Consider the following 13113-nt stretch of genomic DNA (forward strand, 5'->3'; position numbering starts at 1 on the left):
TGTGGCACAGACCTATTCGGCGGGCTGGACCACGGCGTCCTGGTTCGGCGCGACCACGCCGGTGACGTCCTCACGCCGCCAGGTCACCCGGTGCGGGATGGGCCCGTTCGGCAGCCACGGCAGGGCCTCCACCGCATCGGCCACCTCCCAGGTGCCTCGCTCGAGCACGCCGAGCGCGGCATCGATCACCATGTACCCCTGCGTGCTCTTGTGGACCGGCTGCGATTCCACCCACACCACGATCCATTCTCCCGGCGCGAACCCGACCCGGGCCTGCACCGCGTCGATGAGGTCGAGAGCGTGCAGGTGTCCGTCACCGAAGTTGAAGCCGATCAGCGAGTTGCAGGCGAACTCGGCCTCACGCACGGTCCAGCGGTCGATTTCGGGAATGTGCTTGTACAGCAAGGAGAACAGGCCACGACCCTGACTGTGCATGGACCGCCAGGCGATGGTCTGCTGCAGGGTGATCTCGGCGACCGCCGGAGGGTAGTCCATGGCCAGCAATTGGTCGACCTGATTGTCGGCGGGACGGTGGGCGATGGTGTTCAGTTTCGCCTCAGCGCCCGGGGCGAAGGCCCACAGCGCCGAGGCCCAGTTGCCTGCGTACTGGCGCATGGACGGCAGGAACGAGACCAGGTCCGGGCGCAGACTGCCAAGCACCGGGAAGAACGCGAGCCCGGCGACGATCAGCACCGTCAGCCACGGCGAGGACATGTCGAACACGCCGTAGCCCGCGGAGTTCGGGAAGCCGAGGAACAGGAACACGGTCAGATAGGCGAACAGGATGTTCCATTCCAGCGGCACCGCCAGCGGGAAGGCGGAGGTGATGAACAGGTGGAAGATCACCATCATCGCCACACCGGCCAGCGTCAGCCACTGGTTGGTCGAGAACAGCAGCACGATCGGGGTGATCACCTCGACCGCGGTGCCGCCGACGTGCGCCATGAACGAGGCCACCCGCGACGGGCGGATGTCACGCGGGAAGTCCCGGTAGTGGGCGCGCTTGATCGAGCGGAACGGCATGGACGGGCTGTTGGACATCATCGGCGGCACCACATTCGAGAAGTGCTTACCGAACTTCGACATACCCGCGCCGACCCACACGATCACGATCAGCAGCTTGGCCGCGATGATCATGTCGGTGAACGGCAACACCGCGAAGAACAGCAGCGCGGGCAGATACTGCTCACCGCGGGCCGCCAGGAAGATCGTCTTGTCGCGCAGTCCGCACAGGATGTACAGCAGGATCGGCGCGATCAGCAGCACGGGTTGTACGAGCCCGGAGGTGTTGTCCGGCAGCACTTCCAGCAGCGAGGCAGTGGTCGCGCCCGGAGCGACCAGCGCGATCGCCAGCGAGGCGAGGAAGCCGAGGTACAGCACGACATCGACGGTCGTCCGCGCGTCACCGTTGGTGAACGGCACTCGATACCAGGGTCGGAGCCGAATGCTGCCCCGGCGGGCGAAGTACAGCAGACCGCCGGTCATCGGCTTGAACTTACCCGCCAGTGGGCCCCAGGACCCCGCGACACCGATCGCTTCGAGCAGGACCGTCCACAGAACCAGCTTCTGGTAGACGATCGGCTGGTTCCACCACTGCGCCACGTCCCAGAACGGCCCGACGCCCGAGGTCGCGGTGGCGATCAGGACACCGCCGACGATGTAGAGCACGAGCAATTTCACGATATAGATGGTGTGGATCATCTTCGGTGTGCCGAATCCGTATTCGGCCCAGTGCAGTGCCAGTGTCCGCATGCGTTCGCGCAGTGGTAGATCCAAGAATGTCTCGGTGTCCACCGGCGGAAAATCGCCTGTCTTGAATCCCATGGCTCGGTTCCTTTCTTCCTGCTCACGGGCGCGGACGACCGCGACCGAAAGTCTTGCTTTCGTTCGAATCGAGGTGCGGTGTGCTACCGCTCAGACAGTGGCTGCCATCGCGCGCAGACGCTTCTTGTCGATCTTGCCGACCGGATTGCGCGGCAGCTCCGTCACGAGCACGATCGCGGCGGGCACCTTGAACGCGGCGAGCTCGGCGCGGCAATGGCCGAGCAATTCGTCGACGGTGACGGCGGGCTGCGGCGCGGCCACCACGTGCGCGACCGGTACTTCGCCCAGCACGGGGTCTGGCACACCGACGACCGCGGCTTCGTGGACCGCTGGATGTCGGTAGAGCGCGTTCTCGATCTCCTTGGGGTACAGGTTCTCGCCGCCGCGGATGATCATGTCCTTGATCCGGTCGACCAGGACCAGGTAGCCGTCCTCGTCGAAGTAGCCGACGTCGCCGGTGCGCAGCCACCCGTCGACCACGGTCTCGGCCGTCTCCCCCGGCTTGCCGAGGTAGCCGCGCATCACGTTCGGGCCGCGGACCACGACTTCCCCGGGTTCACCGGGCGCTGCGTGCACACCGTCGGCATCCCTGATCGCCACGGTCTGGCCGGGCAGCGGGACCCCCACCGTTCCCGGTTTCCGTTGGCCCGGCACCGGATTCAGCGTCGAGGCGCAGGTGCCCTCCGACAATCCGTAGCCCTCCACGATCGGTACGCCGTAGCGCTGCTCGAAGCGGCCGATGAGTTCGGCGGGCATGGGCGCCGCGCCACAGATCGCCAGTCGCAGCGACGAACCGTCGTGACGCGGGCCTTCGGGCTGGGCCACCAGCATCGCGTAGATGGCGGGCACGGCCGAGAAGTACGTCGGGCGAACCGCTTCGACCGTGTCGAAGAATCCGGAGGCGGAGAACCTTCCGGCGATCGTGGTGCGCCCGCCCGCCAGCAGCGGCGACAGCACGCTCACCACGATGCCGTTGACATGGAACAGCGGCAGGATCAGCAGGCTGTGGTCGGTCTCGTCCAGGCGCAGCGCATCGATGATCATCGCGCACATGGCGGCGAGGTTGTCGTGGCCGAGCAGAACACCTTTCGGCCTGCCCGTCGTGCCGCTGGTATAGATGATCAGCGCGAGACCGTCCGTCGGTGCCGCCGCCGCGACCGGACCCACAGTCTCGGCCAGTGCCGCGACATCGAGCGTGACCGAGGCCCGACCCGGTTCACCGACCACCACCGCGGCTCCCGAATCCTCGATCTGGTAGCGGATGTCGTCCTCGGTCAGGCCCGGATTGACCGGCGTGACCGCGGCCCCGAGCCGCCAGGCGGCGAACAGCACGACGACCAGTTCGACCCGGTTGGGCAGCACCACCGCGACCACGTCGTCGGCCCGCACGCCCGCCCGGTGCAGCACCGAGGCGGCGGCATCGACCCGAGCGCGGAATTGCGCGTTCGACAGGGTGGTGACGTCGTCGGCCACGGCAGGCCCGGACGGGTCGGCGGTGGCTCTGGCGTCGGGCAGTTCGACGATGTGTCGCATGATTCCTCACCGATAACGAATGTGATGTGAATTACACACCTCACGGTAGGACGCGGATTCGGGGCGGACTACGGGCCAGCAGCCCAGCGTTGCGCGGGTGTGTTGTGCCACGAGCACAAACAGCGTCGGGCGCCGAGGCGCCGCGGGTACTGTCTGCGGCCATGGCCCACGACAACGATCCCCTCGTGCGTGCGGTGGCAGGCCGGATCAAGGCGGATCTGCACCATCTGACACCGACGATGACTTCGATGTTCATCCAGGTCATCCCGGAATTCCGGCACGACGACGAAGTGCGCGCGCTGATGGTGGCCAGCACCGAATCCAACCTCACCGCCATCCTCGACATGCTCACCCTGGCCATCGGCATCGACGACATCACCGTCCCGCCCGCGGCCGCCGAGTACGCCCGCCGCTTCGCCCAGCACGGCCTGCCGCTCGAGGCACTGCTGCGCGCCTACCGCCTCGGCGAGAACATGTTCGTGCAATGGACGATGCAGCTGCTGGCGGACCTGAACCCCGCCACCGACGTCGCCCTGGCCACGGCGGCGCGCATCGCCGACATCGTCAACAGCTACATCGACCAGGTGATCGAGGGCCTGATCGACATCTACGAGAGCGAGCGCCGCCGCTGGGACGCGCGCACCGACGCCGCCCGCGCCGCCCAGGTCCGCGCGGTGCTCGACGCCGACGACCTGGACGTGGCCTCGGCCGAGCAGATGCTGTCGACCTCGCTGCGCGGCTGGCACCAGTTCGCGATGCTGTGGACACCGCTGGGCACGCGCGATCCCGCTGGCACGCTGCGTGCCGGCACCGCCCTGCTGGGTGCGGCGACCGGAAAGACACCGATGACTGTCGAAGTCGACGATCACCACCGGTGGGTGTGGATCTCCTCGGTGGCCCGACCGGCGCCCGACACCGACAAGCTCGCCCGCGCACTGTGCTCGCACCCGAATCTGTCCATCGCCCTGGGTGATCCGGCCGCCGGCCTCGACGGTTTCCGCCAGACCTTCCGCGATGCCCACCTGGCGCGCGCCGTCGCCCTGACCGGACCGCGCGGCGGACTCACCGTCCACTCCGAGGTGGCACTGTCGGCCTTGTTCACCGAACGCGTCCCCGCGATGCACGCTTGGGCCGTGCGGGTACTCGGAGCGCTGCTCGGCCCGGACGAGAGCACCGCCCGTCTCCGCGAGACGGTCCGTGTCTTCCTCGACTCCCGGGGCAGCTACACCGATGCCGCCGCCCGGCTGCACGTCCACAAGAACACCGTCCACTACCGGGTCCGCAAGGCCGAGGAGCTGCTGGGGCACCCCCTCGGTGAGCGTCGACTCGACATCGAGGTCGCCCTCCTGACCTGCGCCCAACTGGGGATGCCCGAGACGGGTGACACGGGCCGGGGTCGATGATCGGCGGACGGCGGGAAACGGCGTCGTGGCGAGGTCGTCGTTTCGCGAGGACACTGAGGGCATAACATCCCACTCGCCCCCAGGAGCACACGCGATGGCAACCAACGGACCCTTCGGCATCGATCCGGAAGATTTCGAACGTGCACTGCGTGGAGCGGGAGCCGAACTCCTCGACCTGCTCGGAAAGGCCGGCGTGAATCTCGATCGCGTGGAGAGTACCGACCTCGGTTCGCTGTCGTCGCTGATCGGTCAGTTCGTTCAACCCCAGCCGACACCCGCACCGAAGCCCGAAGGCGAGACCGCCGGTGAGACGGGCAGCGGGGTGTGGGCGATCTTCAGCATCGATGACACCGGCCAGGCCAGTGTCGACCAGGTGTTTCCGACCGAGCTCGAGGCGCTGCGCGCCCATCGCGACAACACCGACGATCGCCGACGGGTGCGGTTTCTGCCCTACGGGGTTCCGGCAAGCGTCTTGGACGCGCCCTGAGGTAGCGGACTCGCAGCGGCGTCATCGGGCGCTGCGCCAGATCCTGTGGGACGACGATTCCGGCGCCGCCGAAACGGCCGCTGCCGATGTCGTCGCCCGGCGGAATCGGCGTGAGCGTGGCGATCGGGTGTGAGCGAACTCGGCGCGGAGGTCGGGGTCGGCCCGGATGGCCGCGACGGTGTCGGCGTCGATCGCAGCGTCGCCACCACTTCCGGCGCCTGCAAGGTCCACAGCCTCATCCGATCATCGTCGGGTCGCCCCGACGGCACCGCAACCGAATTCCGCCACTCCCTTGTCGCCACATCTCGAATGCCGGTCCGGCAACACCACAATGTTGCGCGACACCCCTCCCCCACAGTGGCTCGGCACCCAATCATGCTCAGCCTCAGACTCTTTCGAGAGATTCAAGCCTTGACGTCTTCGCGGGGCGCTTTCCGATCATCCCAGCAGGTCGCAGCCGCGGAGATACCTTCCAGCAAATCGACAAAGTAGGTTAGGCTAACTTGATTTCTTGATGATGGTCCAGAGTAGGACGGTAGAGCGCATGGCAACGACGACGCGACGAGTACGGCAGAGGAAACTGGGTTCTCGAGCCCGGGGGTGGGTGGCTGCCGGCATGATCGGAACCCTCGCGTTGACTGTCGGGTGCTCCAGTCGGGACGCCCAGATCGAGGCCGCGGGGGGCGCGGGCGCGCTGACGCTCCTCGACCAGCGCGGTCAGACGGTCACGCTGGACGGTCCCGCCGACAAGGTGGCCTTCACCGTGATGCCCGCGCCCTCGATCTTCGCCGCGGTGGATCGCAGCTACGACCGGATCGTCGGGATCAATCAGTCGACGCTGGTGGCCAATCGAGGCGGCATGTTCGCGACGATGTTCCCGGCGTCGACGGAGTCGGAGGTCGTCGCAGGCAGCGATTTCGTTCCGAATCTCGAGACGCTGCTCGAGCTCGACCCCGATGTCGTGGTCCAGTGGGGTGACCGGGGCCCCGACGTGACCGCGCCGATCGAGTCGGCCGGCTTCCCGGTCGTCGGACTGCAGTACGGAACCCAGGACGACCTCGAACAGTGGATCACCCTGTTCGCGCAGCTCGCGGGCAAGCCCGATCGTGGACAACACCTGATCGACTGGCAGCGCGCCGAGCAGGCCGAGATGCGCGCTCGGGTGGCCGAGCAGCAGGCGCCGCGCCCGCGGGCGATGATCCTGTCGCGCACGGGTGACACCTACAGCACCACCAGTCCCAAGGGCTACGACGGATTCCAGTTCGATCTGGTCGGCGCCGACCTGGTCACCGAGGGCTTCATCGCCGAGGCCGGACAGGTGGGACCAGAACAGATCCTGGCCTGGAACCCCGAGGTCATCATGCTCAGCGGGTTCGACGAGAGCACTCCGGCCGATGTCTACGCCGACCCGCGCCTGGCGAATGTGAGCGCGGTGCAGAACAAGCGGGTGTACAAGACCCCGCTCGGCGGATACCGGTGGCAGGTACCCAGCGCCGAATCGCCCCTCATGTGGGCGTGGATGAACCGGATCATGTACCCGGGCACGCGCGACGGGCAATTGCGCGAGGACATCCGCGCCGGGTTCGACGATCTGTTCGACTACCGGATCAGCGAGGACGAGATCGACCAGGTGCTGCGTCTGGATCTGAACGAGGACGCCGCCGGATATGACCAGTTCCTCCGTTGATCGGGTGGCGGCGCCGGTGGATCCGGCGCCGCCACCGGCGAGGTTCGATCGGCGCACGCTGGTCGTCCCTGGGCTGCTCGTCGCGCTGATCGTCGTGGCGATCGGCGCGCTGGCCGTCGGTCGCTACGCCGTCCCGCCGAACGAGATCATGCGTATCCTGCTGGGGCAGTTCCTGCCGATCGAGCAGACCTGGTATCCGCGGGAGAGCACGGTGGTGCTCGATGTGCGGCTTCCGCGCGTGCTGTTGTCGATCCTGCTGGGGGCGGGGCTGGCGCTCACCGGTGCGGTGATGCAGGCGGTGTTCCGCAATCCGCTCGCCAGCGCCCAAGTGCTCGGGGTGTCCTCGGGCGCTTCGCTCGGCGGCGTGCTGGTCCTGCTCACCGGTGTCGGCGGTGCGGCGCTGGTGGGCGGCGCGTTCCTCGGCGGCATCGCGGCATTGGTGCTGGTCGTGACGATCGCCCGGGCGGTGCCGGGGGCGCCCCTGTTGATGATCGTGCTGGGCGGCACCGTGGTCGGCGCGATGTTCCAGGCGATGGTCTCGTTCATCACCTACATCGCCGACCCCTACAGCGAACTGCCCTCGATCGTCTTCTGGCTCATGGGTTCCCTGGCGACAGCCAGCTACCCGAAGGTACTGACCGCGGCGATCCCCATCGTCGTGGCGGGGCTGGTGGTGCTCGCGCTGCGCTGGCGGCTGAACATCCTCGCCATGGGCGACGAGGACGCCACCGCGCTGGGACTGCGGCCACAGCGGTTGCGCAATCTCCTGCTGGTGTGCGTCGCGCTGATCACCGCGGGTTCGGTGTCGGTCGCCGGCGTGATCGGGTGGGTGGGACTGGTCGTCCCGCACCTGGTGCGCATGATGGTCGGCACCGACAACCGGGTGGTGCTGCCGGCCAGCGCCCTGCTCGGCGCGGTCTACCTCACCCTGATCGACACCCTCTCCCGCACGATCAGCACCGCCGAGATTCCGATCGGCATCCTCACCGCCATTATCGGCGCACCGTTCTTCGTGCTGCTGCTCATCCGCAACCGGCGCCGGCTGTGGGGTTCCGATGCTTGAGGCCAGTTCGCTGTCGTTTCGCTATTCGACCAAGGGTCCGTGGATCTTTCGTGATGTCTCGGTGCGCGCCGCGGCCGGTGAGGTCTTCGCGGTGCTCGGGCCGAACGCGCGCGGCAAGACCACGATGCTCAAATGTCTGGCCGGGCTCACCCGCCCGGTGGCCGGGTCCGTCGAGGCGACCGGCACCGTGGGCTACGTCCCACAGAGTCACGCGGTGATGTTCTCGTTCTCGGTGCTCGACATAGTGCTCATGGGCCGAGCCAGGACGGTGAAGATCTACAGCACGCCCACCTCCGCCGATCGCGCGGCCGCGCGGGATTCGCTGCACCGGGTGGGTATCGCGCATCTGGCCGACCGCGACTACACCGGACTCAGCGGCGGCGAGCGCCAGCTGGTGCTCATCGCGCGAGCCCTGGTGTCCGACTGCGCCACGATCGTGCTCGACGAACCCGCCGCCGCCCTCGACCTGCGCAATCAGGCCAGGGTCCTGACCGTGCTCCGCGCCCTGGCCGACGACGGGATGGCGGTCGTGATGACCACCCACCACCCCGATCACGCCCTGCACGTGGCCGAGCGGTCGATGCTGATGGTGAGCCCCGAGGACCAGCGGATCGGCCCGACCCGCGAACTGCTCACCGGCGAACTGCTCACCGAGATGTATGGGGTGCCGATCGTCACCGCCGACATCGAGACACCGAGTGCGACACGGCGGCTGACCGTGCCCGACTTCGGGAGGGGGATCGCGTGACGGTCCTGAAGGCCCTGATGCTCCCCCGCGACGGAGAGGTGGTCGACGGATGTCGGGAGATCGATGTCTACGACCTGCCGACGGCGTGCGACAGCACCGTGACCGGCCTATATCTGACCGGTGATGTCGATCAGGAGTACCTGCTCGACCAGCGGCCGTCGCTGGATTCCTTCGTCACCGGCGGCGGGCGCATCGTGATCAATGGGCACGTGCAGCGCAAGTTCCTGGCCGGGCTGACCACCTGGCGCACCCTCGACTTCCGCAACCCCCGCGATCTCACGCTGACTCGGGTCACCGAGCACCCCGTCTGGGCGGGCACCGACCCGAAGTCGTTCCTGTACAGCACCGGAGCTCCCGGACCGGTGCCGTTCGAGGAACTCGAACGGATCGGCGTGGCCGGCTTCTACGGGCGCGGCTGGTACGCCGATCTGCCCGAGGGCGCGCGGGTGGTGCACACACTCGGCACCACGCACGCGCCGATCGACTACGACTATCCGCTCGGCGCGGGCCGGGTGCTGGTGCACGGTGGCAACGATCTGCTGCAGTTCGCCAGCGCTGCCCGCGGCACGGAGCGGTTGCGCGGGCAGCTCCTGCGCTGGCTGGAAGGCTCCGATGACTGACTCCCCCGCCGGCTCGATCGTGTTTCTGCACGGTGGCAGCCACGCGCAACTGGCCACTCTTGCCGATCCGGCGCTGGCGCCGTACCGGATCCGCCCGGTCCATGTGCGGACCGGCGCGCCCGAGAGCCTCGCGGACGCCGAGGTGATCGTGGTGGCCGACCGGCTGCGCCCGGAGCTGTTGCGGCGCTGGACCGCCGGGATCCGCTCCGCCCTCGATCGAGGCGCCACCGTCGTGGTGTTCGGCGTGAACACCGTGGAGGAATGGGTGCCCGGTGTCCGGTTGGAGAGCCGACCCACGGTGTTCTGGTGGTGGCGGACCGGCGAGGATCATCGGCTCCGGCTCTGCGCCCCGGATGATCCCGCCTGGGGGTTCTTCGCCGAGCGCGCCGTGATCTGGCACTACCACGGGGTGCTCGAACCGCCGCCCGGCGCGGTGAGCCTGGTCGATCTGCACACCGAGGACGGCGTCCGCGACGGTTCGATCCTCTACCTCGACGAGCAGTCGACTCCGGGTCGCCTCCTGGTCACCACCATGGACCCGGTGTATCACCACGGGTCCGGATTCATGCCCGGCGCAACGCAACTGCTCTATTCCGCGTTGTACTGGGCCACCACCGACCGGAGGAAGAAGACATGCTGACAGTCCTCGAATCAGGCACGCCGATCGAATTCTCGTTCCCCGACCTGATGAAGTATCACGGCCCGCACTTCCCCGGCGGGGTGGCGCACGCGTACTGCGCGCTGCGCCACGCCGTCGCCGTGCTCGGTCCCGTCGAGCGCCGCGAGGTCACCGTCCGCACCGCGTTCCCCGGCCCCGGCGGCCGGGACGCGATCGAAATGGTCCTGCGCGCCGTCACCGGCGATCGTTTCGTCGTCGCTCCCGAACTCACCGCAACCGAGCGCGGCACCACCCTGGCCCGCTACGTCTGGGAATTCCGCTACCGCGACCGCACCGTGCTGCTGCGGTTGCGCGACGCCGGATTCGTCACCGACGAGTTCATCGAGCTCGGCGCCCGCCGCGACCGCGCCCCGGCCGACGAGCAACGGCTGACCGTGCTGAAGCAGGAGATGACCGACCGACTGCTCGCCGGTCCGGTGGGCGAGGTCTACGAAGAGGTGCCGCAGCCGACGCGCTGAGACATCTCTTTCGATGGGCGGATTCTCCTATCGCCGAGGCCTCGGTGCCGTAGGCGTAGGTGGCGTCGACGGAGTCCTTGCCTCGCTGCGGTGCTGGTCCCACCAGGAGGAACTGTCGTCGTGGGCGGGGTTCGGGTCCTTCTGTGGCGACGCCGCGCCGGGTATTCCGAGGACCCGCAGCCGCCAGTCGTCCTCACGGATCGCGGCCACGATGCGGACGGGAACGACCGCCGTGAGCAGTAGGTAGTTGCCCACGCAGATCATCAGGCACAGCGGGGGAACCGAGACCACGGTCGCGATCTCGAGGATGCCCAGCTGGATCGGATCGCGAGAGATGGCGAGCACATTCCCACAGATGCTGGCCAGCACGGCCGCGATGAGCAACAGCTCGTAGAACCGAACCAGGGACGTGACCTTCTCGTCGCGGATACCTACCAAGGTGATGAAGGTGCAGGCGATCAGCGCCACGGTGAGACCGACCACCACCGGCCACAACCAGGTCAGGTGCTCAGGGATTCCGGCCGCCCGCGCGAGGGTGGAGGTGAAGGTGAAGGAGGCGATCGCCGCCGCGACAGCCAACGCCGACCCTAAGCCCACAAGTAGCTTCGGCACCGTGACCGGAACAGGGCGAGAGAAAGGGTCGGTGTGGTCCATCAGGCTCCATCCTTCGGGCAACGCCACCAAACATGCAGGCACTCAACAGAGTACGGCCCTCACATGGTAGCCGCCGACTGACGGATGACAGGCTGACAGTTCGCGAATCGGATACGCTGATCGACTTCTCGTTCACGGACATGATGACGTTTCCCGGCCCGCGCCTCCCCCCGGCGCGGGCCGCAGCCATCGCGCGGAGTCAGCGGGTGGCGATGATGGCCGATCCGTGGCCGAACAGGCCCTGGTTCACCGCGATGCCCGCGCGCGCGTCGTCGACTTGGCGGCCCTCGGCCTGGCCGCGCAACTGCCAGGTGAGTTCGCAGACCTGGGCGATCGCCTGCGCGGGGATCGCCTCACCGAAGCAGGCCAGCCCGCCGCTGGGGTTCACCGGCACGTGGCCGCCCAACGTCGTCGCACCACTGCGCAAGAGTTTTTCCGCGCCGCCGGTCTCGCACAGCCCGATGTCTTCGTACCAGTCCAACTCGAGTGCGGTGGACAGGTCATAGACCTCGGCGAGCGACAGCTCGTCGGGGCCGAGCCCGGCCTCCTCGTAGGCGGCGTGCGCGACAGCGGAACGGAACTCGCGCGAGGGCGGCTCCACGGCGACGGCGGAGTCCGTCGCGAAATCCGGGAGGTCGAGCACCGTTTTCGGGAAGGTCGGAGTGACCGTCGACAGGGCCCGGATGCGGACCGGATCGGCGATGCCGTGGCGTCTCGCGTAGTCCATCGAGGTCAGCACCACGGCGGCGCCGCCGTCGCTGGTGGCGCAGATGTCGAGCAGCCGCAACGGGTCGGAGACGATCGCCGAGGCGGCGACCTCTTCGGCCGAGACCTCCTTACGATAGCGGGCGTACGGGTTGTTCAGGCCGTGCCGGGCGTTCTTCACCTTGACCGCGGCGAAATCGTCGAGGGTGGCGCCGTACAGCGCCATGCGCCGGCGGGCGTACAGCGCGAAGTAGATGGGGTTCGTCGCGCCGAGTAGGTGGAAACGCAACCAGTCCGGATCGTCGCGGCGTTCGCCGCCGACCGGCTGGAAGAAGCCCTTCGGGGTGGTGTCCGCGCCGACCACCAGCGCCACATCGCACAACCCGGCGAGGATCTGGGCGCGGGCGTTGGCGATCGCCTGGGCACCGGAGGCGCACGCGGCGTAGCTGCTCGAGATCCGGGCACCCGTCCAGCCGAGCGCTTGGGCGAAGGTCGCGCCCGAGACGAAACCGGGGTATCCGTTGCGGATCGTGTCGGCGCCGGCGATGTAGCCGACGTCGCGGTGGTCCACTCCGGCGTCGGCCAGCGCCGCGCGTGCCGCGACCAGTCCGTATTCGACGAAGTTGCGTCCCCATTTGCCCCACTGGTGCATGCCCGCACCGAGGACGGCGATATCGCGATCACTGGTCATCGACGGGCCTCCACATCCACACCGTGTGCTCGGCTTCCTCGTCCTCGTACAGCACGCCGAGGGTCAGTTCGACCGGCATGCCGACCGCCAGGTCGTCGACCGTCAGGCCGCGCACCACCTGTCCGAGAATCACCATCTGCTCGACCTCGAGCTCCACGGCCGCGACGACATACGGCACGAACGGCTCGGGTGAGACATAGGGCGGGGGCGGTTTGTAGCGGGCGTCGGCGTACGACCAGATCCGGCCACGGGTGGAGAACAGGTACTCGGCGAGTTCGGAGCCGTCTCGAGGACCTGCGCACTGCGGATTCCGGCAGGCCAGCGTGTTCCGCGGGAAATACGGTGTGCCGCAGGCAGTACATCGACTTCCCTGCAGACGCACCGTGCCGTCGTCCGCAGTGAACCAGTCGGCCACGGCAGGGCGTTGTTCTTTCTGCACGAGCCCGACGGTATAGGAACACGTTCTACTTTGGGGCGGGAATCCGCTTCATCGGCGCGGGGGCGCAGGTACGGTGACACCGCAGTGAGGATGCGCTGACATCCTCGGGTCGAGCTGGAGTA

The 13113-nt window shown here is 67.9% G+C and carries 13 protein-coding genes; 8 read left to right on the forward strand and 5 right to left on the reverse strand.

The annotated features are described in order from the left end of the window. Positions 1-12 precede the first annotated feature (12 nt). Positions 13-1824 carry a DUF3556 domain-containing protein gene (locus BOX37_RS17690; RefSeq protein ID WP_071928625.1) on the reverse strand — a complete coding sequence of 604 codons (1812 nt, stop codon included), beginning with the start codon at positions 1822-1824 and terminating at the stop codon, positions 13-15. Between the two features lie 90 nt (positions 1825-1914). Continuing rightward, positions 1915-3357, reverse strand: coding sequence for a class I adenylate-forming enzyme family protein (locus BOX37_RS17695; RefSeq protein WP_071928626.1), 1443 nt, complete (start codon positions 3355-3357; stop codon positions 1915-1917). A gap of 161 nt (positions 3358-3518) precedes the next feature. Between BOX37_RS17695 and BOX37_RS17700 the strand changes: the two genes are divergently transcribed. From BOX37_RS17700 to BOX37_RS17735, 8 genes are all read left to right on the forward strand, one after another. Then, the gene (locus tag BOX37_RS17700) at positions 3519-4760 is read left to right on the forward strand and encodes an RsbRD N-terminal domain-containing protein (protein ID WP_206045674.1); all 1242 of its coding nucleotides are present in this window, start codon (positions 3519-3521) and stop codon (positions 4758-4760) included. Positions 4761-4854: 94 nt separating this feature from the next. Continuing rightward, complete coding sequence (locus BOX37_RS17705) at positions 4855-5247, forward strand: hypothetical protein (protein ID WP_071928627.1); 393 nt, start codon at positions 4855-4857, stop codon at positions 5245-5247. 616 nt (positions 5248-5863) lie between these two features. Further along, positions 5864-6934, forward strand: a complete 1071-nt coding sequence (locus BOX37_RS17710) for an ABC transporter substrate-binding protein (RefSeq protein WP_167659958.1) — start codon at positions 5864-5866, stop codon at positions 6932-6934. Next, positions 6915-7997, forward strand: a complete 1083-nt coding sequence (locus tag BOX37_RS17715; protein ID WP_071928628.1) for a FecCD family ABC transporter permease — start codon at positions 6915-6917, stop codon at positions 7995-7997. The genes BOX37_RS17710 and BOX37_RS17715 overlap by 20 nt, the downstream gene beginning before the upstream one ends. Next, the gene (locus BOX37_RS17720; RefSeq protein ID WP_071928629.1) at positions 7990-8745 is read left to right on the forward strand and encodes an ABC transporter ATP-binding protein; all 756 of its coding nucleotides are present in this window, start codon (positions 7990-7992) and stop codon (positions 8743-8745) included. The genes BOX37_RS17715 and BOX37_RS17720 overlap by 8 nt, the downstream gene beginning before the upstream one ends. Further along, entirely contained in the window at positions 8742-9365 is a 624-nt protein-coding gene (locus BOX37_RS17725; RefSeq protein WP_071928630.1) for a hypothetical protein, read from the forward strand. The genes BOX37_RS17720 and BOX37_RS17725 overlap by 4 nt, the downstream gene beginning before the upstream one ends. After that, entirely contained in the window at positions 9358-10005 is a 648-nt protein-coding gene (locus BOX37_RS17730) for a hypothetical protein (RefSeq protein WP_071928631.1), read from the forward strand. Before BOX37_RS17725 ends, BOX37_RS17730 begins: the two co-directional genes overlap by 8 nt. Beyond that, positions 9999-10502 carry a hypothetical protein gene (locus BOX37_RS17735; RefSeq protein ID WP_071928632.1) on the forward strand — a complete coding sequence of 168 codons (504 nt, stop codon included), beginning with the start codon at positions 9999-10001 and terminating at the stop codon, positions 10500-10502. Before BOX37_RS17730 ends, BOX37_RS17735 begins: the two co-directional genes overlap by 7 nt. A gap of 27 nt (positions 10503-10529) precedes the next feature. Here the strand turns inward: BOX37_RS17735 and BOX37_RS17740 are convergent, their stop codons facing one another. The 3 genes from BOX37_RS17740 to BOX37_RS17750 all read right to left on the reverse strand — a co-directional run bounded on the left by BOX37_RS17740 (position 10530) and on the right by BOX37_RS17750 (position 12991). Continuing rightward, positions 10530-11156: a DUF2637 domain-containing protein gene (locus BOX37_RS17740; RefSeq protein ID WP_084759786.1), complete on the reverse strand. Its 627-nt coding sequence runs from the start codon at positions 11154-11156 to the stop codon at positions 10530-10532. Between the two features lie 199 nt (positions 11157-11355). Further along, positions 11356-12552, reverse strand: coding sequence for a lipid-transfer protein (locus BOX37_RS17745; RefSeq protein WP_071928634.1), 1197 nt, complete (start codon positions 12550-12552; stop codon positions 11356-11358). Further along, positions 12542-12991 (reverse strand): Zn-ribbon domain-containing OB-fold protein, encoded by a 450-nt coding sequence (locus BOX37_RS17750; RefSeq protein ID WP_420811536.1) that lies wholly within the window; start codon positions 12989-12991, stop codon positions 12542-12544. Before BOX37_RS17750 ends, BOX37_RS17745 begins: the two co-directional genes overlap by 11 nt. Between the last annotated feature and the right edge of the window lie 122 nt (positions 12992-13113).

The organism is Nocardia mangyaensis, assembly GCF_001886715.1.
Classification (GTDB): domain Bacteria; phylum Actinomycetota; class Actinomycetes; order Mycobacteriales; family Mycobacteriaceae; genus Nocardia; species Nocardia mangyaensis.

Excerpts from the sequence above, each read along its gene's own strand:
- BOX37_RS17690 (WP_071928625.1), bottom strand. The coding sequence starts at position 1,824 with ATGGGATTCAAGACAGGCGATTTTCCGCCGGTGGACACCGAGACATTC.
- BOX37_RS17695 (WP_071928626.1), bottom strand. The coding sequence starts at position 3,357 with ATGCGACACATCGTCGAACTGCCCGACGCCAGAGCCACCGCCGACCCG.
- BOX37_RS17700 (WP_206045674.1), top strand. The coding sequence starts at position 3,519 with ATGGCCCACGACAACGATCCCCTCGTGCGTGCGGTGGCAGGCCGGATC.
- BOX37_RS17705 (WP_071928627.1), top strand. The coding sequence starts at position 4,855 with ATGGCAACCAACGGACCCTTCGGCATCGATCCGGAAGATTTCGAACGT.
- BOX37_RS17710 (WP_167659958.1), top strand. The coding sequence starts at position 5,864 with ATGATCGGAACCCTCGCGTTGACTGTCGGGTGCTCCAGTCGGGACGCC.
- BOX37_RS17715 (WP_071928628.1), top strand. The coding sequence starts at position 6,915 with ATGACCAGTTCCTCCGTTGATCGGGTGGCGGCGCCGGTGGATCCGGCG.
- BOX37_RS17720 (WP_071928629.1), top strand. The coding sequence starts at position 7,990 with ATGCTTGAGGCCAGTTCGCTGTCGTTTCGCTATTCGACCAAGGGTCCG.
- BOX37_RS17730 (WP_071928631.1), top strand. The coding sequence starts at position 9,358 with ATGACTGACTCCCCCGCCGGCTCGATCGTGTTTCTGCACGGTGGCAGC.
- BOX37_RS17735 (WP_071928632.1), top strand. The coding sequence starts at position 9,999 with ATGCTGACAGTCCTCGAATCAGGCACGCCGATCGAATTCTCGTTCCCC.
- BOX37_RS17740 (WP_084759786.1), bottom strand. The coding sequence starts at position 11,156 with ATGGACCACACCGACCCTTTCTCTCGCCCTGTTCCGGTCACGGTGCCG.
- BOX37_RS17745 (WP_071928634.1), bottom strand. The coding sequence starts at position 12,552 with ATGACCAGTGATCGCGATATCGCCGTCCTCGGTGCGGGCATGCACCAG.